Genomic DNA, 24,857 nt, shown 5'->3' with positions numbered 1-24,857 from the left:
CTCGGTCCGCCATTCCCTAGCCGCGCTACGCCTGGAGTATTCCTATGCTGACTTTCCTTGGCTTTGCCATGGTCATCACGTTCATGTTCCTGATCATGACCAAGCGCCTGTCTGCGCTGATCGCCTTGATCATCGTGCCGATCCTGTTCGCGCTGTTCGGCGGTTTCGCACCGAAGATCGGCCCGATGATGCTCGAAGGCATCACCAAGCTTGCGCCGACCGGCGTGATGCTGATGTTCGCCATCCTCTATTTTGCCTTGATGATCGACTCCGGCCTGTTCGACCCGGCCGTGCGCAAGATCCTCAAGATGGTCAAGGGCGACCCGCTCAAGGTGTCGGTCGGCACCGCCGTACTGGCCCTGGTGGTATCTCTGGACGGTGACGGTGCCACCACCTACATGATCTGCGTCGCGGCCATGCTGCCGCTGTACCAGCGCATCGGCATGAGCCCAAGGATCATGGCCGGCCTGATCATTCTCGCCGGTGGCGTCATGAACATGACCCCCTGGGGCGGCCCGACGGCGCGCGCCGCCAGTGCGCTGCATGTAGACCCGTCGGACATCTTCGTACCGATGATCCCAGCCATGGCCGCCGGTGTGGTGGCGATCCTGGTGATTGCCTACATGTACGGCAAGCGCGAACGTGCGCGCCTGGGTGAATTGCACCTGCAGGGCGACGAGATCGACCACAGCGAAATCAGCGTGTCGCAATTCCCCGACGCCCGTCGTCCAAAACTGATCTGGTTCAACGGCGCCCTGACCCTGGCGTTGATGTGCACCCTGATTGCCGGCCTGTTGCCGCTGCCGGTGCTGTTCATGGTGGCATTCAGTATCGCAATGATCGTCAACTACCCGTGCCTGCAGCAGCAGAAGGACCGCGTCGCGGCTCACGCCGGTAGCGTATTGGCGGTGGTGGGCTTGATCTTCGCCGCCGGTATCTTCACCGGCATCCTGTCGGGCACTGGCATGGTCGACGCCATGTCCAAGAGCTTGTTGGCGGTCATCCCCGAAGCGATGGGCCCTTACCTGGCGGTGATCACCGCGCTGGTGAGCATGCCGTTCACCTTCTTCATGTCCAACGATGCGTTCTACTACGGTGTACTGCCGGTACTGGCCGAAGCTGCCAGCCATTACGGCATCACCGCTGTGGAAATGGCGCGGGCGTCGATCGTCGGGCAACCCGTGCATTTGCTCAGCCCGCTGGTACCCTCGACTTACTTGCTGGTCGCCTTGGCGGGTATCGAGTTTGGCGACCACCAGCGCTTCACCTTGAAGTGGGCAGTGCTGGTGTGCCTGTGCATAATGTTCGCCGCATTGCTGATGGGGATTTTTCCGCTGTTCAGCACTCTATAATCGTACCGACTCATTTACCGCGCGGCGCTACAGCTTGCGCGGTTAACACTTGCTCAAAGGAATACACATGGAATGGCTGACCAATCCGGAAATCTGGATTGCCTTCTTCACCCTGACGGCCCTTGAGATCGTCCTGGGCATCGATAACATCATCATGATTTCGATCCTGGTCAGCCGCATGCCCAAGCATATGCAGGCACGCACTCGGATCTTCGGCCTGGCGTTGGCCATGGTCACGCGCATCCTGTTGCTGCTGTCGATCACCTGGGTCATGCAACTGACCGCCGACCTGTTCGTGGTGTTTGGCCAGGGAATCTCCGGACGCGACCTGATCCTGTTCTTCGGTGGCCTGTTCCTGCTGTGGAAAAGCTCCCAGGAGATGTACCACGCGCTGGAAGGTGAAGATGAAACCCACGACGAGCCCAAAGGCGCCGGTGGCAAGTTCATCTACACCATTATTCAGATCGCCATCATCGACATCGTATTCTCCCTGGACTCGGTGATTACCGCCGTCGGCATGGTTTCCCACGTGCCGGTGATGGTTGCCGCCATTATCGTTGCTGTCCTGGTGATGATGCTGGCCGCCGGCACTATCAGCGAATTCATCGACAAGCACCCGTCGCTGAAAATGCTGGCGCTGTCGTTCCTGCTGGTAGTGGGTACCGTGCTGATCGCTGAGTCCTTCGACGTACACGTGCCAAAAGGCTACGTCTACTTCGCCATGGCGTTCTCGTTGGCGGTGGAAGCGGTGAACATCAAGATGCGTACCGCCATCGCGAAAAAGAAGAAACAGCAGGATCCAGTGAAACTGCGCAAGGATTTTCCGGGTCAGTAACTTTGACCCGCTGTGGAAAAGGGGGCTTTCGAGCCCCTTTTTTTCATCCGCAAAAAATTGATTTCATGACAGTTTTGTTTCAATCCCGAGTTTAGCTATGCGATGCTGGCGCAGAGCCCATTCGCCAACTACAGCTTAGGTACAAGACGTAGAGCGGCACGCGGTAACTTTCCTTCGCTCCTGCTGGAGTGCACCCACACGGGGGGCCGAGCATGCTGACCTTGCTCAATCTGCTTTCCGCCGTGACCCTGCTTATCTGGGGCACGCATATCGTCCGAACCGGCATCCTGCGGGTCTACGGTTCCAATTTGCGCCAAGTCATCGGGCAGAACATGTCCAAGCGCTGGCTGGCATTTGTCGCCGGTATCCTGGTGACGGCCATGGTGCAAAGCAGTAACGCCACCGCGATGCTGGTGACTTCGTTTGTTGGCCAAGGGCTGATGAGCCTCACGCCGGCCTTGGCCACCATGCTTGGCGCCGACGTCGGTACGGCCTTGATGGCGCGGGTGCTGACGTTCGATTTGTCCTGGCTGTCGCCGCTGCTGATCTTCCTCGGGGTTATTTTCTTCCTGTCACGCAAGCAGACGCGGGCAGGGCAGTTGGGGCGAGTCGGGATCGGCCTGGGCCTGATCATCCTCGCGCTGCAATTGATCGTCGAAGCCGCCGGGCCCATTACCCATGCTCAAGGCGTCAAAGTCATCTTCGCTTCGCTGACCGGCGATATCTTGCTGGACGCCCTGGTCGGCGCGCTGTTCGCCATGATTTCCTACTCCAGCCTCGCTGCGGTATTGCTCACTGCCACCCTGGCCGGTGCCGGCGTGATCGGCTTGCACGTGGCCATCGGCCTGGTGATCGGCGCCAACATCGGCAGCGGCGTGCTGGCCTTTCTCAGCACCAGCATGCAAAACACTGCCGGTCGCCAAGTGGCCCTCGGCAGCCTGTTGTACAAATTGATCGGTCTGTTGCTGATCATTCCGGTGCTTGACCCACTCGTAGGCTGGATGGACGACCTGGACTACAGCGTCCAGGGCATGGTCATCACCTTCCACCTGCTCTACAACGTCAGCCGCTGCCTGATCCTGTTGCCCACCATCGGGCCCATGGCACGCCTGTGCGAATGGCTGTTGCCCGAACGCCCCGAAACCAATGGCAAGGCCAAGCCACGCCATCTGGACCTGGCCTCATTGAATACCCCAAGCCTGGCCCTGGCGAACGCCGCCCGCGAAACCCTGCGCCTGGGTGACTTGATCGACAATATGCTCACTTCGATGCAGGAAGTGCTGCGCGGCAACCAAACCGCAATCACCCAGCAAATGCGCAGCCTCAGCGATGACGTCGAGGCGCTCAACAGCGCGATCAAGCTCTACCTGGCGCAAATGCCCCGTGAAGACCTGAGTGAACAGGACAACCGCCGCTGGGCAGAGATCATCGAGCTGTCGATCAACTTGAAATTGGCGGGTGACCTGATCGAACGCATGCTGCGCAAGGTCCAGCAACAGAAGACCTCGCAGCGCCGGCAATTTTCCGAAGTGGGCCTGGAGGAACTCAGCGGCCTTCACAGCCAGTTGATCGCCAACCTGCGCCTGGGCTTGTCGGTGTTTCTAAGCGGCGACCCGGAAAGCGCCCGCCAATTACTGCGTGAAAAGCGCCGCTTCCGCGCCCAGGAACGCCGCCTGGCCCATGCCCATGTCAGCCGCCTGCAGCGCAAGATCGTACAGAGCCTGGAAACCAGTTCCCTGCACCTGGAACTGATTGCCGACATGAAACGCTTGAACTCGTTGTTCTGCAGCAGTGCTTATGTAGTGTTGGAAACGTCCGACACCGGCGCACTCTCCGCCGAAAGTATTGCCGACATCACCCATTCGCCCTGAACGTACGCCCGCGAGCGAAGTCAGTTAACAATGGACCTCATTCGCCAGGAAGCTTGTTATGCGTCGCCTGTTACTCGCCTGCCTGCTCTTGGGCTCGGTACACGCCTTTGCCTTTGACCGCCTGCAAGTCGAGGGCTACACCTTGCCCAACGGCCTGCAACTGCTGCTCAAACCGGGCACCGAGCGTGGGCATGTCGCCATTCGCCTGGTGGTTGGTGTGGGCCTGGACGATTTCAGTTGCGAAGAAAAAGAACTGCCGCATTTGTTCGAGCACTTGCTGTTCAGCGGCATCGACGGCGGCGGCGAAGGCGACCTCGAAGACCGCATGCAAGCCCTGGGCGGCGAGTGGAACGCCTACACCAGCAACGCCGACACCACCTTCGTGATCGAGGCGCCCGCGCAAAACCAACGCAAAGTACTGGACCTGCTGCTGGCAATCCTCACGCGCACGCAACTGACCGACGCCCATATCAATGCCGCCAAACAGGTGGTGGAGCGCGAAGACGGCGGCCATTACTCACACTTGCAACGCCTGCTGGATCGCCAGGACCTCGGTCACAGCGCCAGCAACCAATTGGCCGTGGAGTTGGGCCTCAAGTGCGCCGAACGCGCCGAGGTCAGCCACCTCACCCGCGGCCAGTTAGAGAAGCTGCGCAACGAATGGTACGCGCCGAACAACATGACCCTGATCGTCGTCGGCGATCTCGACAAACTGCTGCCCGCCTACCTGGAACGCACCTATGGTGAACTCGACCCAGTGGAGCCGAGCGAACATCGCCCGCTCCCGCAAATCCAGCACACCGCCGCCAGCCACCGCGACCTGATCCGCGGCTGGGTGGGCGATGGCGCCAAGCTGCACTGGCTGTTCCCCGAGCCTGTGCTGGACGACCAGCATGATGAAACCTACAACCTGCTCAAGGACTACCTCGACTGGGCGCTGTACCGGCAACTGCGCCTCAAGCACGGTTTGTCCTACGGCCCATGGGTGGAACGCGAAGTACTCGGCGGCGTTGGGTTCCTCAGCCTGAATGCCGACCTTGAGCGAGAAAACCTCCCTGAAGCCGAGCAGGTCTTGCAAGACCTCAAGGCCCAGCTTCTCAAGGACGGCCTCGACCCAACAGTATTCACACGCCTGCAGCAAGCCGCCATTGCCCGCCAGGCCTGGGCAGTGCAGGGCAACAGCGCGCTGGCCGACTATTACTGGAGTGCGGCAGGCGACTACTCCAATGGACGTTTCAGCGACCCGGTCAAACGCATCAAGGCCGTGAGCCTGGCGCAAACCAACCAGGCCATGCGCGAAGCGTTCCAGCAGCCGGGCTACTGGCGCATCGAAAAACCGCTGTTGAGTTATGACGCCTTGACCTGGATCGGTGCGGGCGTACTGGGCCTGATCATCCTTGGTTTGATCGGCCTGAGGGTTTATCGCAAACCTGTTGAGTAATGAGGCACAGAATATCGGGCCAAGGCGTTATTCTGTCTGAGATTTTTCCCACAACCAGTGAACCGCCCATGCCGAACTTACCGCCCCTCATCCAGCGCGTTATAGAACTGATCAAGCGCTACCCAGGGGTGATTGCACTCGGCGGCTTCATCTCGGGGGTGGGCAGCTTCATCCTGGTAGACCGCCAGCAGGGCATGGCCAGCTGGATCGCGGTGATCATGCTGGTGAGCTGGTTGTGGCTGATGCTGGAGAACAGCTTTACGCAACTGTTCACCAAGGTTTTCAATCGCGAGATCCCCGAGCCACTGCTGCGCTACGCCACCCAGATGATCCACCAGGAAAGTCTGTTTTTCGTCCTGCCGTTCTTTTTCGTCACCACCGCCTGGAACAGCGGCCAATCGCTGTTCACCGGCCTGCTGGGCGCGGCGGCGCTGGTGTCGATCATCGACCCGCTGTATTACAAATGGCTGGCGCCCAAGCGCTCGCTGTTCCTGGCCCTGCACACCCTGACCCTATTCGCCGCGTTGCTGACCGCACTGCCGATCATCATGCACCTGACCACCGCCCAGAGTTACAAACTGGCGTTGGGCGTGGCCATGGTCCTGTCCATTCCAAGCCTGGCTGTGAGCCTGCCGCTGCGCAGCCTCAAGGGCTGGGCGATGCTGCTGGGGGTGACGGCGGCCATCGGCTGCGCCGGCTGGTTCCTGCGCAGCTGGGTACCGCCCGCCACCCTGTGGATGACCGAAGTAGCCATCAGCACTCAACTGCAAGACCGCACGCCGGGCGACGACCTCAAGCAAGTTACCGCCGCCCAACTGCGCAGCGGTGGGCTGTATGCGTACACCGCGATCAACGCGCCACGCGGGCTGGATGAGCGGATCTACCATGTGTGGAAATTCAATGGCCAGGAAGTCGACCGCATTGCCCTGGACATCCATGGTGGGCGCAAGGAAGGCTATCGCGCCTGGACCCACAAGCAGAATTTCCCGGGTGACGCCGTGGGGCGCTGGCAGGTGCAGGTGCTCACCGAAGACGGCCAGGTCATCGGCGTTCTGCGCTTCAAGGTGATAGACACAGCACAAGCGGACAACCCAAAGTAGGCCGGATCGTGCTATTACGTAGCCATTGTGGATAGCCAAACAAGCTCGGAGCTTATGACCACTCGCACGACGGCCGGCGCGGCCCATCTTGATACGTCCAGCACCCCGCCTTCGCTACGAATTACCGGCGACTGGACGCTGGCCCACTACGCCCACCTGAAGAAGCTGTCGGCCACACTCGACGGCCAATACGACGCCGGCGCCCGCATTGACCTCAACGGCCTCGGTGCGCTGGATACCGCCGGCGCCTCGCTGCTGGTGGAGCTGCTGGGCCCTGCGCGCATCGAACACTCTGCCGAACAGACCGATTGCACCCTGGCAGCCGCCGATCGCGCACTGCTCAAGACCGTCTACCGCTCTCTGAATGACTTTTGCGTACCGATCAAAGAGCCGGAAGACGCCGCCGGCATTCAAGTGCTGGCCCGTATCGGTCGCGCAGTAGACACGGTCTGGCAAGACGCAATGAAGCTGTTGGGCTTTATCGGCCTGATCCTCGAAACCTTCGCCCGCGGCATTTGGCGGCCCAAGCGCTGGCGCCTGACGCCCATGGTCGCCCACATCGAACAGACGGGCCTGGATGCGGCGCCTATTGTCGCGCTGCTGACCTTTCTGGTGGGCGCCGTTGTGGCCTTCCTCGGCGCCACCGTGCTCAAGAGCTTCGGCGCGACGATCTTTACCGTGGACCTGGTGGCCTTTTCCTTCCTGCGCGAATTCGGCGTGTTGCTTACCGCAATCCTCATCGCCGGGCGTACCGCAAGTGCGTTCACCGCGCAAATCGGCTCCATGAAAGCCAACGAAGAAATCGACGCCATCCGTACCCTGGGCCTGGACCCCATGGAGCTGTTGGTATTGCCCCGCGTGCTGGCGCTGCTGGTGGCGCTGCCGATGCTGACCTTCCTGGCGATGCTCTCGGGGATCGTCGGCGGTGGCGTGGTGTGTGCCGTGGCCCTGGATATTTCGCCGGCGATGTTTCTTTCGCTGCTGCAATCGGACATCGGCGTGCAGCATTTTCTGGTGGGCATGGTGAAGGCGCCGATCTTCGCCTTTTTGATCGCGGCCATTGGCTGTCTGGAAGGTTTCAAAGTCAGCGGCAGTGCCGAGTCAGTCGGCGCGCACACCACATCCAGTGTGGTGCAATCGATTTTTGTGGTGATCGTGCTGGATGCGGTCGCGGCGATGTTCTTCATGGAGATGGGCTGGTGAGTCGTCTACACCGTGCGCCCACTGAGGCGGTGATTGAAGTGCGTGGCCTGTGCAATCGCTTTGGCAGCCAAAGCGTGCATGAGCACCTCGATCTGGATTTGTACAAGGGCGAAATCCTGGCGGTGGTGGGGGGCTCTGGCAGCGGTAAATCCGTGTTGTTGCGCAGCATTGTTGGCCTGCGGCGCCCCAGCGAAGGTGAAGTACGGGTGTTCGGCAAAAACCTGCCGAGCTTGCCTGAACATGAACGCTCACTGGTAGAACGCCGCTTTGGCGTACTGTTCCAGAAGGGCGCGCTGTTTTCCTCGCTGACGGTGACCGAGAACGTTGCCCTGCCATTGATCGAGCACGCCGGCCTCAGCCGCGCCGATGCCGAACACTTGGCGGCGGTCAAGCTGGCCCTGGCGGGGTTGCCGCTGTCGGCGGCCGATAAATATCCGGCCTCGTTATCCGGCGGCATGATCAAGCGCGCGGCCCTGGCCCGCGCACTGGCCTTGGACCCAGACATCTTGTTCCTGGACGAACCCACCGCCGGTCTCGATCCGATTGGCGCGGCGCAATTCGACCAACTGATCCTTACCCTGCGCGATGCGTTGGGCTTGAGTGTGTTCCTGGTCACCCACGACCTCGACACGCTGTACACCATCACCGACCGTGTGGCGGTGCTGGCGCAGAAGAAAGTGCTGGTGGCCGACGCCATCGATGTCGTTTCGGAAACGGACGACGCCTGGATACACGAATATTTCCACGGCCCCCGGGGCCGCGCGGCATTGGATGCCGCTCAATCGCTCAACGAGGTATGACATGGAAACCCGAGCCCATCATGTGATGATCGGACTGTTCAGCGTAATTGTGGTGGTCGGCGCGATGCTGTTTGGCCTGTGGCTGGCCAAGTCCAGCGTGGATACCGCCTTCCAGGATTACGAAGTGATCTTCAACGAGGCGGTCAGCGGCCTGTCCCAGGGCAGTGCGGTGCAGTACAGCGGCATCAAGGTGGGCGACGTGATCAGCCTGCGTCTGGATCCCAAAGACCCGCGCCGCGTCCTGGCTCGCATCCGCCTGGCCGGGCAAACACCGATCAAGGAAGACACTCAGGCCAAGCTGGCCCTGACCGGCATCACCGGCACCTCGATCATCCAGCTCAGTGGCGGTACCCCGCAGAGCCCGGAACTCAAGGGCAAGGACGGCAACCTGCCGGAAATCATCGCGTCGCCATCGCCTATCGCACGCCTGCTCAATAACAGCAACGACCTGATGACCAGCGTCAACCTGCTGCTGCACAACGCCAACCACCTGTTCTCGCGGGAAAACGTCGAACGCCTGAGCAACACCTTGGATAACCTGCAACAAACCACCGGCGCCATTGCCGAGCAACGGGGCGACATCAAGGTGGTGATGCAGCAATTGATGCAGGTGAGCAAACAGGCGGGCGCCGCGCTGGAGCAAACCACCGTGCTGATGCGCAGCGCCAATGGTTTGCTCAGTGAACAAGGCAAGCAAGCCTTCGGCAGCGCCGAACAGGCGATGAAATCCCTGGAGCAAAGCACCGCCACCATCAATACCTTGCTGACCAATAACCAGGACTCGGTGAACAGCGGCATGCAGGGCCTTAACGAACTGGCGCCAGCCGTGCGCGAGCTGCGTGAAACCCTCGGCTCGCTGCGCGCCATCTCTCGCCGCCTGGAAGCCAACCCCAGCGGTTACCTGCTGGGCAGTGACAAGAACAAGGAGTTCACGCCATGAAGCGTGCTTACCACATGCTCGTCCCCATGGCCCTGGCACTGGTCAGCGCGTGCTCGATCCTGCCCAAGCCGGACCCGTCAGACGTGTATCGTCTGGCGTCGGCTCAACCGGCCAACCAAGGCACGCCGGTGAATTGGTCGCTGCGCGTGACCAAGCCGCAGACCAGCGAGTTTCTCGACAGCCCGCGCATCGCCGTAGTGCCTGACGGCAACTTGATCAGCAACTACGCGAACTCACGCTGGAGCGACCCGGCGCCGGTGCTGCTGCGTAATCGCCTACTGGATGGCTTCCAGCGCGACGGGCGCGTGACATTGTTGAGCACTGACGACACCAACCTGCAAGCCGACTATGAGCTGGGCGGGCAGTTGCAGGCGTTTCAGAGCGAGTATCGGGGCACGGCGGTGGAGGTGGTGATTCGCCTCGACGCGCGATTGGTGCGTGGGCGTGACCAAAGAATTATCGCCAGCCGGCGGTTTGAAGTGAGGCAGCCAGTGAGTGACACCCAGGTGCCAGCGGTGGTGGCGGCTTTTGGCCAGGCCGGGGATCAGTTGAATAAGCAGGTGGTGGATTGGGTAGTACAACAGGGTAATACTGCGCCGAAACGATGATTCCGCCGCCCTGTAGGAGCGAGCTTGCTCGCGAAAAACCTGAGACCGCCTTGGGGAGTCTGAAGCCCCGCGTTATCGTTGACGTTTTTCGCGAGCAAGCTCGCTCCTACAGAGTGCGGCTCATGCTTAACCGAAGAACCAGTAGCACACGGAGATAGCCGCCACTACACCGGCAAACTCCGCCAGCAACGCACAACCCACGGCGTGCCGAGCCCGCTGGATACCCACCGAACCAAAGTACACCGCCAACACATAGAAAGTGGTTTCCGTACTGCCCTGGATCGTCGCCGCCACCAACGCCGCAAAGCTGTCCACACCCTGGGTCTGCATGGTCTCGATCAGCATCGCCCGCGCCGCACTGCCGGAGAACGGCTTGACCATCGCGGTCGGCAGCGCGTCGACGAAGCGCGTATCCAGGCCAGTCCAGGCCACCACATGGCGAATCCCTTCCAGGCCGAACTCCAAGGCGCCCGAGGCACGCAACACGCCCACCGCACACAGCATCGCCACCAGATAGGGCAACAGGTTCTTGGCCACGTCGAAGCCTTCCTTGGCGCCTTCGACAAAGGCCTCGTACACCTTGACCTTGCGCAACGCGCCGATCACCAGGAACAGCATGATCAGGCCAAACAGCGTGAGGTTGCCCAGGATCGACGACAAACCCGCCAGCGCCGTGGCGGACAGGGTCGCCAGCAGCGCCATGAAGCCGCCCAGTACCAGCGCGCCGGGGATCAGATAGGCCAGCACCACCGGGTCCCACAACCGCAGGCGCTGTATCACCGCCACCGACAGCAGGCCCACCAGCGTCGACGCACTGGTGGCCAGCAGAATCGGCAGGAACACCAGCGTCGGGTCCGCGGCGCCTTGCTGGGCGCGGTACATGAAAATGGTCACCGGCAACAGCGTCAGCGAGGACGCGTTGAGCACCAGGAACAGGATCTGAGCGTTAGTCGCCGTATTGGGGATGGGGTTGAGCTCTTGCAGCGCCTTCATGGCTTTAAGGCCGATGGGCGTGGCGGCGTTATCCAGGCCCAGGCCGTTGGCGGCAAAGTTGAGGGTGATCAAACCGATCGCGGGGTGCCCGGCGGGCACTTCCGGCATCAGGCGGCGAAACAGCGGGCCGAGGGCCTTGGCCAGCCAATCGACGATCCCGGCTTTTTCGGCAATCCTCAGAAAGCCCAGCCATAACGTCAGCGTACCGAACAGCAGCACCATGACTTCCACCGACAATTTGGCCATGGCGAAAATGCTTTCGACCATCGCCGCGAAGATCCCGGCGTTACCGCCCACCAGCCATTGCGTCAGCGCTGACACCATTGCCACGACAAAGAAGCCAAGCCACAGGCCATTGAGCATCAGTTAAATCCCCCTAAAGATGGGGCGAATGATAGCGGGGCTGGCAGAAACGACAAACCCCGGAATTATCCGGGGTTTGTGTCAGAGCAGTCGCACCATCAACCGCGAGTGGCCTCACCGGCTGGCAGCGCTTGCTTGCTGCGCCAGTGCGGCAGGGAATTCCAGTAGCGCTCGCCCTTGGCGTCGTCGTACATGCCTTCCCAACGGGAGATAACCAGTACGGCCAAGGCGTTGCCGATCACGTTCAGGGCGGTACGCGCCATGTCCATCACACGGTCGACACCGGCGATAAACGCCAAGCCTTCCAGCGGGATGCCCACGCTGCCCAGAGTCGCCAACAACACCACGAAGGACACGCCCGGCACGCCGGCGATACCTTTGGAGGTAACCATCAGGGTCAGTACCAGCATCAGTTGCTGGCCAATCGACAGGTCGATGCCATATAGCTGGGCAATGAAGATGGCCGCGATGCTCTGGTACAGCGTCGAACCGTCGAGGTTGAACGAATAACCGGTCGGTACCACGAAGCTGCAGATCGCTTTCGGCGCGCCGTAGGCTTCCATCTTTTCAATCACACGCGGCAGCACGGTTTCGGAGCTGGCGGTGGAGTAAGCCAGTACCAGCTCATCCTTGAAGATGCGGATCAGCTTGAGGATCGAGAAGCCAAACAGGCGTGCGATCAAACCCAGTACTGCGAAGGCGAAGAACAGGATCGCGACGTAAACCAGGATCACCAGCTTGGCCAGCGGCAGCAGCGAGGCGAAGCCGAAGTTGGCGACCGTCACCGCGATCAGTGCAAATACACCGATAGGGGCGTACTTCATGATCATGTGGGTGACTTTGAACATGCTCTCGGACACGCCCTGGAACATGGTCACCAGCGGCTCGCGCAGCTCAGGCTTGAGGCTCGACAGGCCCAGGCCGAACAACACCGAGAAGAAGATGATCGGCAGCATCTCGCCACGGGCGACAGCGGCGAAGATGTTCGAGGGGATCAGGTTGAGGATGGTCTCGATGAACGCATGTTCATGCTGCACTTCGGCGGCAGTCGCCTGGTACTTGGAGATATCGACGGTACCCAGGGTACTCATGTCGATGCCAGCCCCTGGGTGGAACAGGTTGGCGAGCAACAGGCCCACCACGATGGCGATGGTGGTGACGATTTCGAAGTAGAGGATGGTTTTGACGCCGATACGACCGAGCTTTTTCGCGTCGCCGACACCGGCAATACCGACGATCAGCGAAGAAATCACAATCGGGATCACGATCATCTTGATCAGGCGGATAAAGATATCGCCCGCCGGCTGCAACACATTGCTGATCCACCAGGCCTTTTCAGCACTGAAATGGTTGAGCACTGCACCGATTGCAATGCCCAGTACCAAACCGATGAGGATCTGCCAGGCGAGGCTTAGCTTTGCCTTCTTCATGTCATTACCCTTGCTTCAAGTGGACTTACGGCAAATGCGCCAGCTGCAACGCTCGAAAGCGAAAACGTGTGTGCATCTGCCTCCATGGAAGGTCACCGCAGCGTGGCCGAAATGGCTTACTGGCAGGCGAAAAAAGGCGCAACTATTCCCATGCAAGGGAACGACGTCTAATGCCGTAAACGCCTACCCTATGCCGAATCGGCATGGCTTTTTTTGAAAATATTTGTCCAAACGGTCAGTTCGTATCCGCCATTCGAGCGGGTGAATATGCCGTTAAGCAGCCAAATCAGGCTCGCGCAGAGATACTGGACGACTTGGATTGGCTGGCAGAAATGTCTGAGAAATCCATCACCTAGGGTCGGAAAGATCCTATAGCGCAGATGAAAATTTCTCGATAGATGGTCACGCCGACATACTCGGTAATGGTTAGCCAGAGGCAAAAAGCAAAACTGCGGCTATGGGCGGCATGAAGTGCGGGCATGAGAGTCATAAGCCCGCCGCAAGTTCAGCAAGCTTGAGGTCTTGTGAACTTGCGTCGCAGCTTTTCGCCTGACCCGGCCCTCGCGCAGGTACTCCCTGTACCCGTAGGTCACGCCGATCCTGATCGATCAGAGCAACCCGGCCCCCTGGTCATGCATCACTCAATGAGCGATGCAAACAGAAAGAAGCACAAGGGCTTCCTTCTATGGACGCCGGCTCCGTGAGACGGAACCTAGTACCAATTCGGATCTTTCTTGAGCTGCTCCATCAGCAGCTTTTGCATACCCTCGTCCGGCTTACCGAGAAAACGGTAATCGGCGTGCCGTGTCGGGGACTTGTCCGCTGGTAAACCAGCCGGGACTTCCACCAACATGGCGTAGGCATCTTCCTTGTCGAGGCTGAAGGCGACGATCAGGCGCTTGTTCAGGCAGGTGTCAGCGGTTTCGCAGAGCGGCCCGACCAAGTACTTGTCGCCATCTTCCTCAACGGCATTCATTTGCTCGGCCGTGCCCGACAGGTTCATCACCCATTCGGGCAGGCGCTCCTCTTTCTTCACCACGTCTTGCCAGGTTTCACGGTACTGCGGATCCGCGCTGAGCAATTCGTTAGCCCGGGATTGGCCGTCGTTGGCGGCCAAGGCCAGGCCGCTGCCGCCTAACAGCAGGGCGGCAGCAAGGGCTTTAAAAGGCAGGCTGACCATATTCAACCTCGGCCTTTGCGACCAAAGAAGAACGAAGCGATGAACATCACCAGGAAGACCACAAACAGGATCTTGGCGATGCCGGTGGCGGTGCCAGCGATACCACCGAAGCCCAGGACTGCAGCCACAATGGCGATGATCAGAAATGTGATTGCCCAACTCAACATGGTGATTCTCCTTATGCTTCTATAGGGGTAACAGCGGTGATGCCGTGCAGCCGCTCAACACAAGCGACGTTTTTTGCCTAGAACACCCAACGGTCATGGGCCGGCAGTTCGTCCAGGGTGGAACCCTGATCTACCAGGCTCAATTGCGGGGCAGTCACATCGGCGCTGGCGCTGCCAATGGAACGGAAATGGGTCTGAGTCATGACTGGACGTTCAAATTGCGGGGCTGGCTGCGCACGCTCCTGCCAATGCTGCAACTGCTGGCCGGCAATCAACGTGACCATCAAGGCCAGGCTGGCGAACAGGCCCTGCTGCAAGCGCAGCGGCGATACACGCAATTGGCTGAGGCTTTGGCGAGTCATGCTGCATTACTCCCGCATTCTGATTATTCGTTCATGACGCTCTTGGGGGAGATGTTGCAGAGTGCATGCCAGCTTTATTGCAAAATAAAACACAATAAAATCAAATAGTTAAACTTGATCGATAGATTCGTCGCCTAGCATCCTGCACGATGCCTCCTTGCAGGCCGTGCGAAATGCACGATGGCCAGTGGTCGGAACCAGTCACCCAGCGCAGACATCGAAGGATCGAAGGATGAAAGGAAGGAAAATGCCCTCAGACGTCGTCTGTAGGAAGGCGCACAGATAGCTGCACGAAGAAGCCTTTTATGAATCAGAATAAACCATGCAACTTGCCCGATTATTCCGGGACTAAACACCATCACATTTATAGTTAAGGGGTGCGGGACAGATGGATTCAGCCAAGGAACTTCAAGGCCGCATTCTTTTAGTGGATGACGAATCCGCGATCCTGCGCACCTTCCGCTATTGCCTGGAAGATGAGGGCTACACCGTCGCCACTGCGAACAGCGCCGCACAGGCCGATGCCCTGATGCAGCGTCAGGTGTTCGACCTGTGCTTCCTCGACCTGCGCCTGGGCGAGGACAATGGCCTGGACGTGCTGGCCCAGATGCGTGTGCAGGCACCGTGGATGCGCGTGGTGATTGTGACCGCTCATTCGGCCGTGGATACCGCCGTGGACGCCATCCAGGCTGGCGCCGCCGACTACCTGGTCAAACCTTGCAGCCCCGACCAACTGCGCCTGGCCACGGCCAAGCAACTGGAGGTGCGTCAGCTCTCTGCGCGCCTGGAAGCGCTGGAAGGCGAGGTGCGCCAGCCCAAAGATGGCCTGGACTCCCATAGCCCGGCAATGATGGTGGTGTTGGAAACCGCGCGGCAGGTGGCCGGGACGGACGCCAATATCTTGATTCTCGGCGAATCCGGCACCGGTAAAGGTGAGCTGGCCCGGGCGATCCACGGCTGGAGCAAACGCTCGAAGAAGTCCTGCGTGACCATCAACTGCCCGTCACTGACCGCCGAACTGATGGAAAGCGAACTGTTCGGCCACAGCCGCGGTGCGTTTACAGGCGCCAGTGAAAGCACCTTGGGCCGAGTGAACCAGGCGGACGGCGGTACGCTGTTTCTCGACGAGATCGGCGATTTCCCCCTCACGTTGCAACCCAAGTTGCTGCGATTTATTCAAGATAAAGAGTATGAGCGTGTGGGCGACCCGGTTACCCGCCGCGCCGACGTGCGCATCCTCGCAGCCACCAACCTGAACCTGGAAGACATGGTGCGCGATGGCCGTTTCCGTGAAGACTTGCTCTACCGCCTGAATGTCATCACCTTGCACTTGCCGCCGTTGCGCGAACGCAGTGAAGACATTCTGACCCTGGCCGACCGCTTTCTCGCCCGTTTCGTCAAGGAATACGCACGCCCTGCGCGCGGCTTCAGTGATAATGCCCGCGAAGCGCTACTCAACTATCGCTGGCCTGGCAACATCCGCGAACTGCGAAACGTGGTGGAACGCGCCAGCATCATCTGCCCCCAGGAGAAGGTGGAGATCAGCCACCTGGGGATGGCCGAGCAACCTGCCAACAATGCACCGCGTATCGGGGCGGCTTTGAGCCTGGACGAGCTGGAAAAGGCCCATATCGGCGCCGTACTTGCGACCAGCGACACGCTGGACCAGGCGGCCCGCACACTCGGCATCGATGCGTCGACGCTGTACCGCAAACGCAAGCAGTACAACCTTTGAACAGGACTTTATGAAGCTCGCGATGAAACTGCGCACCCGGTTATTCCTGAGCATCTCAGCGTTGATCACCGTGGCTTTGCTGGGGTTGATCCTGGGCTTGGTCAGCGTCATGCAAATGGCCAAGACCCAGGAATCGTTGATCCGCAGTAATTTCATCACCCTGGACCTGGGGCTCAAGTTGCGTCAGAGCCTGGGCGACCAGTTGATCATGATGCTGGAGAAGCGTCCCGACCCGGACGCCCTGCAAGCCTCCAAGCAGCATTATTTCGATCTGTTGGACCAGGGCATCGCCCATGAGCAGGTCGACGGCAAAAACCATGGTTTCAGCCAGGCACGCTCGGATTACCAGAATCTGCTCAAGGCGTTTGACCAATCCCAACAGGCATCACCGCCTGCGGGCAGCAAGGAAAAGCTCACCGAAACCTTCAACATACTGCGCAACGGCCTGATCGCCGATCACAAGCGGGCGCTGGAAAATATCAGTACCAGCGAGCATAAATCCCGCGAGCGCGCGCTGTTGATTGCCGGCCTGCTCGGGCTGGTGGGGCTCGCGGTGCTGATCATCGGTTTCGTCACGGCCCATGGCATCGCCCGGCGTTTCGGCGGCCCCATCGAGGCGCTGGCCAAGGCCGCCGACAAGATCGGGCAGGGCGATTTCGAAGTCACCCTGCCGATCTCCTCCGCAGCGGAAATGAACCTGCTGACCCGCCGCTTCGGCATCATGGCCGAAGCATTGCGTCAACATCAGGCCACTAACATCGATGAGCTGCTGGCCGGCCAACAGCGCCTGCAAGCGGTGCTCGACAGTATCGATGATGGCCTGTTGATGATTGATCGCCAAGGCTGCCTGGAGCACCTCAACCCTGTAGCGCAGCGCCAATTGGGCTGGGATGAAGAGCGGCTGGGTCAAGGCCTTGGCGAAGCCATGGGTCGCGCGGAAATGGACGAACAGCTGCAACTGGTGCTGCGCGGCGGCAACCTGGAGCGGGCTCCGGATGACCTGGAGGTGGAAGTCGAGGGTGAGTTGCGCCTGCTGACCTACAGCCTGACCCCGGTCAGCCATACACAGGGGCACATTCTCGGAGCCGTGATGGTGCTGCATGATGTGACTGAACAGCGCGCCTTCGAACGGGTGCGCAGCGAGTTCGTGTTGCGCGCCTCCCATGAGCTGCGCACGCCGGTTACCGGCATGCACATGGCCTTCGGCTTGTTCCGTGAGCGAGCCAAGTTCCCACCGGACTCCCGCGAGGCGGACCTGCTGGATACGGTCAATGAAGAAATGCAGCGCCTGATGCAGTTGATCAACGACCTGCTCAACTTCTCGCGCTACCAGAACGGCCTACAAAAACTCACCCTGGGCACGTGCGATGTCACCGACTTACTGGAGCACGCACGGGCCCGGTTTGCTGAGCCTGCGAACGCCCAGCGCATTGAGTTACTGGTAGAAGCTCAACCTGAGTTGCCACGGCTGTATGCCGACCAAGTGCAATTGGAGCGGGTGCTCGACAATCTGCTGGGCAATGCCCTGCGCCACACCGCCGAAGGCGGGCAGATTCGTCTGCAGGCACGGCGGCATGGCGAGCGGGTGATTATCAGCGTCGAGGATAACGGCGAAGGCATTGCCTACGGCCAGCAAGGGCGGATCTTCGAACCCTTTGTACAGGTGGGCCGCAAGAAAGGCGGTGCGGGCCTGGGGTTGGCACTGTGCAAGGAAATCGTGCAATTGCACGGCGGCCGCATGGGTGTGTACTCACGGCCAGGGCAGGGTACGCAGTTCTATATGGCATTACCCCTGTAGGAGCGAGCTTGCTCGCGAAGAACGTCAACGATAACGCTGTGCTGTCAGGCAGCCCGCGTCGTCTATGCGTTCTTCGCGAGCAAGCTCGCTCCTACATTTTTACACCATCAGCGGTGATTCAAGGCCCTCAGGATCGCGGCACTTTCAGCATCTGGGGTGCCGTCAAACAATGACGGGCGAAAGCGCATCTGGAACGCAGCGATGACGTGCCGCGTGGCCACATCCAGCTCACCGGTCTGCGGCGTCTGGTAGCCCAGGCGCGCCAGCTCCTCCTGGAACCAGGTAATGCTTGGCAACTGCGCGGCGTACTGCACCTGGAACCGGGCCACCGCCTGGGCATCCGGCCACACGGCCAGGCCTTCTGCCGCCAGGCGCTTCCAGGGGAACAACGGCCCCGGGTCCAGCTTGCGCAGCGGGGCAATGTCGCTGTGCCCGATGATGTTCTTGGGGTCGATGCCATTGCGCTTGCTGATGTCCTTGAGCAGCACGATCAGCGACTGTACCTGCGCTTCGGAATACGGGTACCACACACGCCCCGTCGGGGTATCGCTGAACCCTGGGTTGACGATCTCGATGCCGATGGAGCTGGAATTGAGCCACGTGCGCCCCATCCACTCGCTTTCCCCGGCGTGCCAGGCGCGCTGGCTTTCATCCACCAGCTTGTAGATGGTGCCGGAGGCGTCGTCGCCGATCAGGTAATGGCTGCTGACCTGGCCATGGGTCAACAGCGCCAGGGAACGTTCAAGGTTGGTCGAGGTGTAATGCACCACAACGAACTGCACACGGTTGTCGTGGTTGACCGAGGGATGGCTGGTGTTCAGGCGCGGGCCGCTGGCGCAGCCGGCGAGCAGAAGAAACGCTAAAGCGATATACAAGGATTTCATGGCGAGAGGCATTACACTGAAAGACGATAATGCAACAGTGTAACGTAAGGCTCACGACCAGGCGGTCAAATTACAAAACAGAACATCTTTTATGCCGCCTGCACCTGATTACGTCCCGCAGCCTTTGCCCTGTAGAGCGCCTCGTCGGCACGCTTGAGCGCCAGGTCACTGCGCTCGCCGGCCTGAAACTGCGCCACGCCCATGGACACCGTGATCGTTACCGGCTCACCCTTGAAGTGGAACGGGCACGCTGCAATAGCCTCACGCAATACTTCACCTACGGCCAAGGCATCTGCCAAGGCCGAGTCGGGCATTAGCAGCACAAACTCTTCACCGCCAAAACGCGCGATGAAGTCAGTCGGTCGCAGGCGTTTTCTCAGCACATTGGCGATGATCTTCAAGACTTTGTCCCCCGCCAAGTGCCCGTAGCCGTCGTTGATGCGCTTGAAGTGGTCCAGATCGAGCATGGCCAGCGACAGGCTGTTGCCCCGCTGATGCCAGGCGTTGACTTCGTAATCGAGGCGTTCGCTCCACGCCGCGCGGTTGGGCAGGCCGGTGAGCGGATCGATCAGGGCCTTCTGGCGCTGCACCTCCAGATGCTCGCGGTAGCCCTGGGCTTCCTGCTCCATATTGGCCACGCGTTCAGCCAGGCCTTTAAGGCGTGCGGCCACTTCCTGTTCGCGCAGGTCACGCTGTTGCTGGTGTTCATCCATGGTGCCGAGCAAGCCCTCAAGGTGGCTTTCGAGCACCTGCTTGAGGCTGTCCAGGTCGGCGGCGTCCTGCACGCTGCTTTGCAGGCCGTCGACCTGCTCACGAATCTGTGTGTCCAGCTCCCGTGCGGCCAGGCTGCTGTCGGCGTGGCCCTCGCTAGCGACCTGCAGATGACCCTGGAATGCCTCGAGACGCTCGTTGAGCTGCTTGAGGTAAGCCTCGAACTCATGCTGGCCACTGTCGGTGACCGCCAGCATCAGCACGGCCAGGTCGTCGAGGATCGGCAGCAGTTCGTACCAATTCAAACCATGGGCGAGACGCTCACGCATTGCCTCGGCCTGGGGCTGGTGACGTTCGGGCAGGGAAAGATCTTCCAGCAGGCCAAGCAAAGTGCCTTCAATGTGCTTGGCCACCGAACTGTAGGACGGTTCAGGCGAATCGGGCAGGGCGTAGGTGCCGTCCGGTTGCAGTTCGTCAGGCTCGGGGCTTTCCAGCACAGGGGGCAGCGACAGGCTGCCGATGGTGGTCTCATCCGGCGTTTCGACTGGAGCCGGCGGCGGTTCGATAAAGGCGGCGAGTGCGCTTTCGTGAGCAGGCTCCGCAACCGGTGGCGCCTGCACGTCGGGTTCAGATAATTGCTCAGGCACCGCAATCGACGGCAGCTCTGGAGCGTCGAATACCGGCGTTTCGCTGGCGACCTCTGGCCCTTCGGCCGCTGCAACAGGCGCAGGCTTCAAGGCCACGGGTGTGGGTGACAGCGGCGCAAAGGCACGCAAGGCTTGGGTCAATTCTTCCGATTGCGCAGGTTCTTCCGGTTCGGGCGCGGGTGTGGGCGCTACAGGCTTTGGCGGTGCCAATTGCGCTGCCGGCAGTGGCTCAGCGTCAACCGGGAGCGCTTCACTGGCGGCCTCTTTACTACCGAACAGGCGTTGCAACAGGCCCGGGCCTGGGCGTGCGGATTCGCCTTCAGGCTCCAGATTATTCAGCGCCTGCCCCTGCAGGCTGCTCAGCTCACTGAGTAGCAGGGGTATCTCCCGCGCTTGTGCCACGCGACCATCAAGCTGCTTGGCGAAGGTTTTCAGCGGGCGAGCCACCTCGCGGGGCAGCGGCAGCTTTTGCAATTGGGTGACCAAGGCGGTGAGCGCAGTGCTGATCTGATCGACGCGGGTTTCGCGGCGCTGCTCCGAATCCAGCACGGCCTTTTCCAGGCGCGGCAGTAAAGCGGCGAGGGCAGCATCCATGTCGTCCGTGCGCACGACATCGCGCATTTCTTTCATGCATTGATCGACGGCGCGGTCGGTGCCTTCGGCGGCCAGCGTGCTGCGCACCAGCCCGCGGCGCAGCAAATCGAGGCGGGCAGCCCAGCGGCGTTCGAGTTTGTCTTGTTGCTCGATACTCTGGAGGTATTTCTCTTTCCAGCGCTGGGCGTCGTCGCTCATGCAAGGGGTCCGCGAGGGCCTGGGCTCAACGCGGGTAATGCATCAGCCGTGAGCGAACCCGGCAGACGAATCTCTACCGCGACCGGCAGGTGATCGGAAATGGGCTGCGCTAGCACCTGCACACTTTCCAGTGTGAGGCTTGGGCTGAGCAGGATATGGTCCAGACAGCGCTGCGGGCGCCAGCTGGGAAACGTGGCTTCGACTTGCGGCGCCAATAACCCAAGGTCGCGCAGCGGAGAATTCTGCAGCAGGTCGTTGGCATGGGTGTTCATGTCACCCATGAGCACCTGGTGCTTGTAGTTACCAATCAATTCACGCACGTAGGCCAGTTGCAGGTTGCGCGTACGCCCCCCGAGGGCCAAGTGCATCATCACCACCACCAAGGCTTCCGGGCCTTCGCCAAAACGCACAAGGATCGCCCCGCGCCCTTTGGGGCCTGGCAAGGGGTGATCTTCAATAGCCGTGGGTTTGAGGCGGCTGAGTACGCCGTTGCTGTGCTGCGCCAGGCGCCCCAGGTTGCGGTTGAGTTGCTGATACCAGTACGGGAAGGCCCCTAGCTGAGCAAGGTGCTCCACCTGGTTGATATAGCCGGAGCGCAGGCTGCCGCCGTCGGCTTCCTGCAGGGCGACCAAGTCGAAGTCGCTGAGCAGGTCGCCAATTTTCTGCAGGTTACCGGTACGCCCCTTGTGGGGCAGCAGGTGCTGCCAGCCACGCGTGAGGTAGTGGCGATACTTCTCGGTACTGTTGCCCACCTGGATATTGAAGCTGAGCAGGCGCAAGCGGCTGTCTGCCGGCAGGCCTGTGGACTCCAGGTGATGCTCGTTGACCTGCGGTTCATGCAGGCCAACGACACGCTCGGTACCCCAGCGGCGCATGGCGAGCCCCTTACTTGGCAGCGCGTTCTTTGGCAATCAGTTGGTCAGCAACGTTCAGGGTCGCTTCAGGACCACCGGTAGTGCCCAGGTCGAAACGGTATTTGCCGTTGACGATCAGGGTTGGAACGCCTTGCACGCCGTACTTCTGCGCAAGTTCCTTGGCCTGCTTGATCTGGCCCTGGATAGCGAAGGAGTTGAAGGTCGCCAGGAACTTGTCCTTGTCGACACCTTGAGTGGCAACGAAGTCAGCCATTTCTTCCGGCTTGGTCAGGCGCTTGCCTTCTTTCTGAATCGCGTTGAATACCGCGTTATGGACCTTGTGCTCCACGCCCATGGCTTCCAGGGTCAGGAACAGTTGGCCGTGGGCGTCCCATGGGCCACCGAACATGGCAGGAATGCGACGGAAGTTAACGTCCTTGGGCAGCTTTTCAGCCCATGGGTTGATAGTCGGCTCGAAGGCGTAGCAATGCGGGCAGCCGTACCAGAACAGCTCCACCACTTCGATCTTGCCGGGTACCGCAACCGGAACCGGGTTAGCCAGTTCTACATAGGTTTTACCGGCTTCAAGCGGCACATCGGCAGCTTGTGCGGTCATGCCGAAGAGGCTGGCAGTGACGAGAGCGGCGCTGAGGATCAGATTACGCATGCTTTACTCCTGGACAAATAAAGTCGCCTCACGCGACCTTTGTTGTGACAGGTCTACGCGGACATGAGTTCGTTAGTGTAACGGCAGCGGCCACAAAAAAGGGCGGCCTAAGCCACCCTTTTTATGCTTGCATCGCGGGATTAATCGAGCGTTAACGCCCAGCCCCGTCAGTGCAGGCCCTGGATATAACTGGAGAGGGCTGCGATGTCTTCGTCGCTCAGCTTGCGAGCGATGGTACGCATGGTCATGGCGTCGCCATCGTTGGCCCGGCCGGCTTCTTCTTTGCGGAAGTCGGTCAACTGCTTGGCGATGTAGGTGGCGTGCTGGCCGCTCAGGTGCGGGAAGCCTGCGGCAGCGTTACCTGCGCCATTGGGCGAGTGGCAACCGGTGCAGGCGGGCAAGCCTTTTTCCAGGTTACCGCCACGGAACAACTGCTCTCCTCGGGCGACCAATTTAGGATCGGCAGCTCCCACGCTGCCCTTCTGGCTGGCAAAATATGCCGCAAGGTCCGCAAGGTCCTGATCGCTGAGATTGGTCAACATGCCGGTCATTTCCAGCACCGTGCGCTTGCCGCTCTTGATGTCGTGCATCTGCTTGCTCAGGTAACGTTCACCCTGGCCGGCCAGTTTGGGGAAGTTCGGTGCCGGGCTGTTACCATCCGGCCCGTGGCAGGCACCACATACGGCGGCCTTCGCTTGACCGGCAGTGGCATCACCTTTGAGGGGGCCCTCTGCAGCGACGGCAGCGCCTGTGATGCCCAAGGTCAACAGCAGACTCACGATCAGTTTGTTCATCAGCTAATCCAACTACGGCTAAGGGTTTAAGAGTTATCTACCGGGTTTACTCACCATCACATCAATGACGGCCTGGTAATCCTCAGTACTGCAGTCCATGCACAAACCACGCGGCGGCATTGCCTTGAAACCCTGGGTCACGTGCTGCGTCAGCCTGACCATGCAAACTCGGTTGATCCTGTGTAGCCTGAGCGCCGTAGAGCGCAATCAGGGCAGCAGAAGCGAGCAACCGTCGGTCCATACATCGACCTTTTCAGGGTTTGAGAGCGTTTTGCGTTCTAATGCGCAATAAAGGTCTTTCGCTCCCGTGAGCCTCACCCTTCGCTGGGACAAAGCACACACAAAATCTGCGGCATTATATACTGGCGCTACTGAAACGGAAACGACACCGCTTGCCGCACCCTTTCTCGGCACCGCCCACATCGGAAATCTCATGCAACTCAAGAACCCCATCCTCGGCCTGTGCCAACAGTCCACCTTCATGCTCAGCGCCGCCAAAGTGGACCAATGCCCCGATGACGAGGGCTTTGAAGTCGCCTTTGCCGGCCGTTCCAACGCCGGTAAATCCAGCGCACTGAACACCCTGACCCACGCCAGCCTGGCGCGCACCTCGAAAACCCCGGGCCGCACGCAACTACTCAACTTCTTCAAGCTAGACGATGATCGGCGTCTGGTCGACCTGCCGGGCTACGGTTATGCAAAAGTACCTATCCCGCTGAAGCTGCACTGGCAGCGTCACCTTGAGGCATACCTGGGTGGTCGCGAGAGTTTGAAGGGTTTGATCCTGATGATGGACATCCGCCATCCAATGACCGACTTCGACTTGCTGATGCTCGACTGGGCTGTCGCCAGCGGCATGCCGATGCACATTTTGCTGACCAAGGCCGACAAGCTTACCTACGGCGCAGCCAAGAACACCCTGCTCAAAGTGCAGTCCGAAATCCGTAAGGGCTGGGGCGATACCATCACGATTCAGCTGTTCTCCGCCCCCAAGCGCATGGGCCTGGAAGAAGCCTACACCGTACTGGCCGGCTGGATGGAATTGGCGGACAAGGGCACAGAAATCGCCGAATAACTTTTCTGCGGGCAAAAAAAACCCCGGACTTCTTTTGGGGAGGGGAAGTTCGGGGTTCAAGTTCCGGACCGCTAGGGCGGGGCCCAGAATTATCTGCCAACACTTAACACAACATAGGAGCATTGAAGGGCTTCACCACCCATTCAGTAACTCTGAGTGGCAGTTCACAGGTTAAGTTCCGACAGGCTCAAAAAACTATTGGAAATAACTGACGAAGGTTTCCGATCTAAACCGCTTCGCCACCACTCATGGTGA

Annotated in this window: 22 protein-coding genes and 1 pseudogene; 12 read left to right on the top strand and 11 right to left on the bottom strand. The window is 60.1% G+C overall.

The window, feature by feature from the left end; translation table 11 throughout:
• The first annotated feature begins 44 nt into the window (after positions 1 to 44).
• The 9 genes from BUE92_RS22990 to BUE92_RS22950 all read left to right on the top strand — a co-directional run bounded on the left by BUE92_RS22990 (position 45) and on the right by BUE92_RS22950 (position 10,150).
• Positions 45 to 1,352, top strand: a complete 1,308-nt coding sequence (locus BUE92_RS22990; protein WP_003187405.1) for a CitMHS family transporter — start codon at positions 45 to 47, stop codon at positions 1,350 to 1,352.
• A 67-nt stretch (positions 1,353 to 1,419) separates the two neighbouring features.
• On the top strand, positions 1,420 to 2,187 hold the full coding sequence (locus BUE92_RS22985; RefSeq protein ID WP_073526443.1) for a TerC family protein: 768 nt from the start codon (positions 1,420 to 1,422) through the stop codon (positions 2,185 to 2,187).
• Between the two features lie 212 nt (positions 2,188 to 2,399).
• Entirely contained in the window at positions 2,400 to 4,058 is a 1,659-nt protein-coding gene (locus BUE92_RS22980; protein WP_073526441.1) for a Na/Pi cotransporter family protein, read from the top strand.
• Positions 4,059 to 4,116: 58 nt separating this feature from the next.
• Complete coding sequence (locus BUE92_RS22975) at positions 4,117 to 5,499, top strand: M16 family metallopeptidase (protein WP_073526439.1); 1,383 nt, start codon at positions 4,117 to 4,119, stop codon at positions 5,497 to 5,499.
• A gap of 68 nt (positions 5,500 to 5,567) precedes the next feature.
• Positions 5,568 to 6,599: a DUF5924 family protein gene (locus tag BUE92_RS22970; RefSeq protein WP_003187399.1), complete on the top strand. Its 1,032-nt coding sequence runs from the start codon at positions 5,568 to 5,570 to the stop codon at positions 6,597 to 6,599.
• Between the two features lie 54 nt (positions 6,600 to 6,653).
• The gene (locus BUE92_RS22965; protein WP_073526436.1) at positions 6,654 to 7,802 is read left to right on the top strand and encodes an ABC transporter permease; all 1,149 of its coding nucleotides are present in this window, start codon (positions 6,654 to 6,656) and stop codon (positions 7,800 to 7,802) included.
• Positions 7,799 to 8,602: an ABC transporter ATP-binding protein gene (locus tag BUE92_RS22960; RefSeq protein WP_073526434.1), complete on the top strand. Its 804-nt coding sequence runs from the start codon at positions 7,799 to 7,801 to the stop codon at positions 8,600 to 8,602. The genes BUE92_RS22965 and BUE92_RS22960 overlap by 4 nt, the downstream gene beginning before the upstream one ends.
• 1 nt (position 8,603) lies before the next feature.
• On the top strand, positions 8,604 to 9,542 hold the full coding sequence (locus tag BUE92_RS22955; RefSeq protein ID WP_003187394.1) for an MlaD family protein: 939 nt from the start codon (positions 8,604 to 8,606) through the stop codon (positions 9,540 to 9,542).
• Positions 9,539 to 10,150, top strand: coding sequence for an ABC-type transport auxiliary lipoprotein family protein (locus BUE92_RS22950; protein WP_073526432.1), 612 nt, complete (start codon positions 9,539 to 9,541; stop codon positions 10,148 to 10,150). Before BUE92_RS22955 ends, BUE92_RS22950 begins: the two co-directional genes overlap by 4 nt.
• Before the next feature lie 126 nt (positions 10,151 to 10,276).
• Here BUE92_RS22950 and BUE92_RS22945 read toward each other — a convergent pair whose 3' ends face one another.
• The 5 genes from BUE92_RS22945 to BUE92_RS22925 form a co-directional block, all read right to left on the bottom strand.
• Positions 10,277 to 11,506, bottom strand: coding sequence for a nucleoside recognition domain-containing protein (locus tag BUE92_RS22945; protein WP_073526430.1), 1,230 nt, complete (start codon positions 11,504 to 11,506; stop codon positions 10,277 to 10,279).
• A gap of 98 nt (positions 11,507 to 11,604) precedes the next feature.
• Positions 11,605 to 12,936 carry a glutamate/aspartate:proton symporter GltP gene (gltP, locus tag BUE92_RS22940; RefSeq protein WP_073526428.1) on the bottom strand — a complete coding sequence of 444 codons (1,332 nt, stop codon included), beginning with the start codon at positions 12,934 to 12,936 and terminating at the stop codon, positions 11,605 to 11,607.
• A gap of 712 nt (positions 12,937 to 13,648) precedes the next feature.
• On the bottom strand, positions 13,649 to 14,116 hold the full coding sequence (locus BUE92_RS22935; RefSeq protein ID WP_014716348.1) for an inhibitor of vertebrate lysozyme family protein: 468 nt from the start codon (positions 14,114 to 14,116) through the stop codon (positions 13,649 to 13,651).
• Between the two features lie 2 nt (positions 14,117 to 14,118).
• Positions 14,119 to 14,283 (bottom strand): DUF1328 domain-containing protein, encoded by a 165-nt coding sequence (locus tag BUE92_RS22930; RefSeq protein WP_003187386.1) that lies wholly within the window; start codon positions 14,281 to 14,283, stop codon positions 14,119 to 14,121.
• A gap of 77 nt (positions 14,284 to 14,360) precedes the next feature.
• Positions 14,361 to 14,645, bottom strand: a complete 285-nt coding sequence (locus BUE92_RS22925) for a hypothetical protein (protein WP_020301400.1) — start codon at positions 14,643 to 14,645, stop codon at positions 14,361 to 14,363.
• Between the two features lie 388 nt (positions 14,646 to 15,033).
• Between BUE92_RS22925 and algB the strand changes: the two genes are divergently transcribed.
• Positions 15,034 to 16,380 (top strand): sigma-54-dependent response regulator transcription factor AlgB, encoded by a 1,347-nt coding sequence (gene algB / locus BUE92_RS22920; protein ID WP_014716346.1) that lies wholly within the window; start codon positions 15,034 to 15,036, stop codon positions 16,378 to 16,380.
• A gap of 10 nt (positions 16,381 to 16,390) precedes the next feature.
• A complete protein-coding gene (locus BUE92_RS22915; RefSeq protein ID WP_073526426.1) occupies positions 16,391 to 18,178 on the top strand; it encodes an ATP-binding protein in 1,788 nt (595 codons plus the stop codon).
• 107 nt (positions 18,179 to 18,285) lie between these two features.
• Here the strand turns inward: BUE92_RS22915 and BUE92_RS22910 are convergent, their stop codons facing one another.
• The 6 genes and pseudogenes from BUE92_RS22910 to BUE92_RS29065 form a co-directional block, all read right to left on the bottom strand.
• Positions 18,286 to 19,062, bottom strand: a complete 777-nt coding sequence (locus BUE92_RS22910; protein WP_014716344.1) for an N-acetylmuramoyl-L-alanine amidase — start codon at positions 19,060 to 19,062, stop codon at positions 18,286 to 18,288.
• Positions 19,063 to 19,151: 89 nt separating this feature from the next.
• Positions 19,152 to 21,212, bottom strand: coding sequence for a diguanylate cyclase (locus BUE92_RS22905; protein WP_073526424.1), 2,061 nt, complete (start codon positions 21,210 to 21,212; stop codon positions 19,152 to 19,154).
• Positions 21,209 to 22,087, bottom strand: a complete 879-nt coding sequence (locus BUE92_RS22900; protein WP_003187377.1) for an endonuclease/exonuclease/phosphatase family protein — start codon at positions 22,085 to 22,087, stop codon at positions 21,209 to 21,211. The genes BUE92_RS22905 and BUE92_RS22900 overlap by 4 nt, the downstream gene beginning before the upstream one ends.
• A gap of 10 nt (positions 22,088 to 22,097) precedes the next feature.
• Entirely contained in the window at positions 22,098 to 22,733 is a 636-nt protein-coding gene (gene dsbA, locus BUE92_RS22895; protein ID WP_073526422.1) for a thiol:disulfide interchange protein DsbA, read from the bottom strand.
• A gap of 167 nt (positions 22,734 to 22,900) precedes the next feature.
• Positions 22,901 to 23,527, bottom strand: coding sequence for a c-type cytochrome (locus BUE92_RS22890; RefSeq protein WP_073526421.1), 627 nt, complete (start codon positions 23,525 to 23,527; stop codon positions 22,901 to 22,903).
• A 33-nt stretch (positions 23,528 to 23,560) separates the two neighbouring features.
• Positions 23,561 to 23,768: pseudogene (locus tag BUE92_RS29065) on the bottom strand (cytochrome).
• A 192-nt stretch (positions 23,769 to 23,960) separates the two neighbouring features.
• Between BUE92_RS29065 and yihA the strand changes: the two are divergent.
• Complete coding sequence (yihA, locus tag BUE92_RS22880) at positions 23,961 to 24,602, top strand: ribosome biogenesis GTP-binding protein YihA/YsxC (protein WP_073526417.1); 642 nt, start codon at positions 23,961 to 23,963, stop codon at positions 24,600 to 24,602.
• Positions 24,603 to 24,857 lie beyond the last annotated feature (255 nt).

The organism is Pseudomonas fluorescens (genome assembly GCF_001902145.1).
Taxonomy (GTDB): Bacteria; Pseudomonadota; Gammaproteobacteria; order Pseudomonadales; family Pseudomonadaceae; genus Aquipseudomonas; species Aquipseudomonas fluorescens_BV.
The sequence above is the reverse complement of the archived record's forward strand: the minus strand, read 5'-3'. Positions and strand labels throughout refer to the sequence as shown.

What these genes read in the sequence shown, in the direction of transcription:
- BUE92_RS22930 (WP_003187386.1), bottom strand. Translation starts at nt 14,283, where the DNA reads ATGTTGAGTTGGGCAATCACATTTCTGATCATCGCCATTGTGGCTGCA.
- BUE92_RS22905 (WP_073526424.1), bottom strand. Translation starts at nt 21,212, where the DNA reads ATGAGCGACGACGCCCAGCGCTGGAAAGAGAAATACCTCCAGAGTATC.
- BUE92_RS22910 (WP_014716344.1), bottom strand. Translation starts at nt 19,062, where the DNA reads ATGAAATCCTTGTATATCGCTTTAGCGTTTCTTCTGCTCGCCGGCTGC.
- BUE92_RS22890 (WP_073526421.1), bottom strand. Translation starts at nt 23,527, where the DNA reads ATGAACAAACTGATCGTGAGTCTGCTGTTGACCTTGGGCATCACAGGC.
- BUE92_RS22990 (WP_003187405.1), top strand. Translation starts at nt 45, where the DNA reads ATGCTGACTTTCCTTGGCTTTGCCATGGTCATCACGTTCATGTTCCTG.
- BUE92_RS22900 (WP_003187377.1), bottom strand. Translation starts at nt 22,087, where the DNA reads ATGCGCCGCTGGGGTACCGAGCGTGTCGTTGGCCTGCATGAACCGCAG.
- BUE92_RS22945 (WP_073526430.1), bottom strand. Translation starts at nt 11,506, where the DNA reads ATGCTCAATGGCCTGTGGCTTGGCTTCTTTGTCGTGGCAATGGTGTCA.
- gltP (WP_073526428.1), bottom strand. Translation starts at nt 12,936, where the DNA reads ATGAAGAAGGCAAAGCTAAGCCTCGCCTGGCAGATCCTCATCGGTTTG.
- BUE92_RS22975 (WP_073526439.1), top strand. Translation starts at nt 4,117, where the DNA reads ATGCGTCGCCTGTTACTCGCCTGCCTGCTCTTGGGCTCGGTACACGCC.
- dsbA (WP_073526422.1), bottom strand. Translation starts at nt 22,733, where the DNA reads ATGCGTAATCTGATCCTCAGCGCCGCTCTCGTCACTGCCAGCCTCTTC.
- BUE92_RS22985 (WP_073526443.1), top strand. Translation starts at nt 1,420, where the DNA reads ATGGAATGGCTGACCAATCCGGAAATCTGGATTGCCTTCTTCACCCTG.
- algB (WP_014716346.1), top strand. Translation starts at nt 15,034, where the DNA reads ATGGATTCAGCCAAGGAACTTCAAGGCCGCATTCTTTTAGTGGATGAC.
- BUE92_RS22965 (WP_073526436.1), top strand. Translation starts at nt 6,654, where the DNA reads ATGACCACTCGCACGACGGCCGGCGCGGCCCATCTTGATACGTCCAGC.
- BUE92_RS22935 (WP_014716348.1), bottom strand. Translation starts at nt 14,116, where the DNA reads ATGGTCAGCCTGCCTTTTAAAGCCCTTGCTGCCGCCCTGCTGTTAGGC.
- yihA (WP_073526417.1), top strand. Translation starts at nt 23,961, where the DNA reads ATGCAACTCAAGAACCCCATCCTCGGCCTGTGCCAACAGTCCACCTTC.
- BUE92_RS22980 (WP_073526441.1), top strand. Translation starts at nt 2,400, where the DNA reads ATGCTGACCTTGCTCAATCTGCTTTCCGCCGTGACCCTGCTTATCTGG.
- BUE92_RS22955 (WP_003187394.1), top strand. Translation starts at nt 8,604, where the DNA reads ATGGAAACCCGAGCCCATCATGTGATGATCGGACTGTTCAGCGTAATT.
- BUE92_RS22915 (WP_073526426.1), top strand. Translation starts at nt 16,391, where the DNA reads ATGAAGCTCGCGATGAAACTGCGCACCCGGTTATTCCTGAGCATCTCA.
- BUE92_RS22970 (WP_003187399.1), top strand. Translation starts at nt 5,568, where the DNA reads ATGCCGAACTTACCGCCCCTCATCCAGCGCGTTATAGAACTGATCAAG.
- BUE92_RS22925 (WP_020301400.1), bottom strand. Translation starts at nt 14,645, where the DNA reads ATGACTCGCCAAAGCCTCAGCCAATTGCGTGTATCGCCGCTGCGCTTG.
- BUE92_RS22950 (WP_073526432.1), top strand. Translation starts at nt 9,539, where the DNA reads ATGAAGCGTGCTTACCACATGCTCGTCCCCATGGCCCTGGCACTGGTC.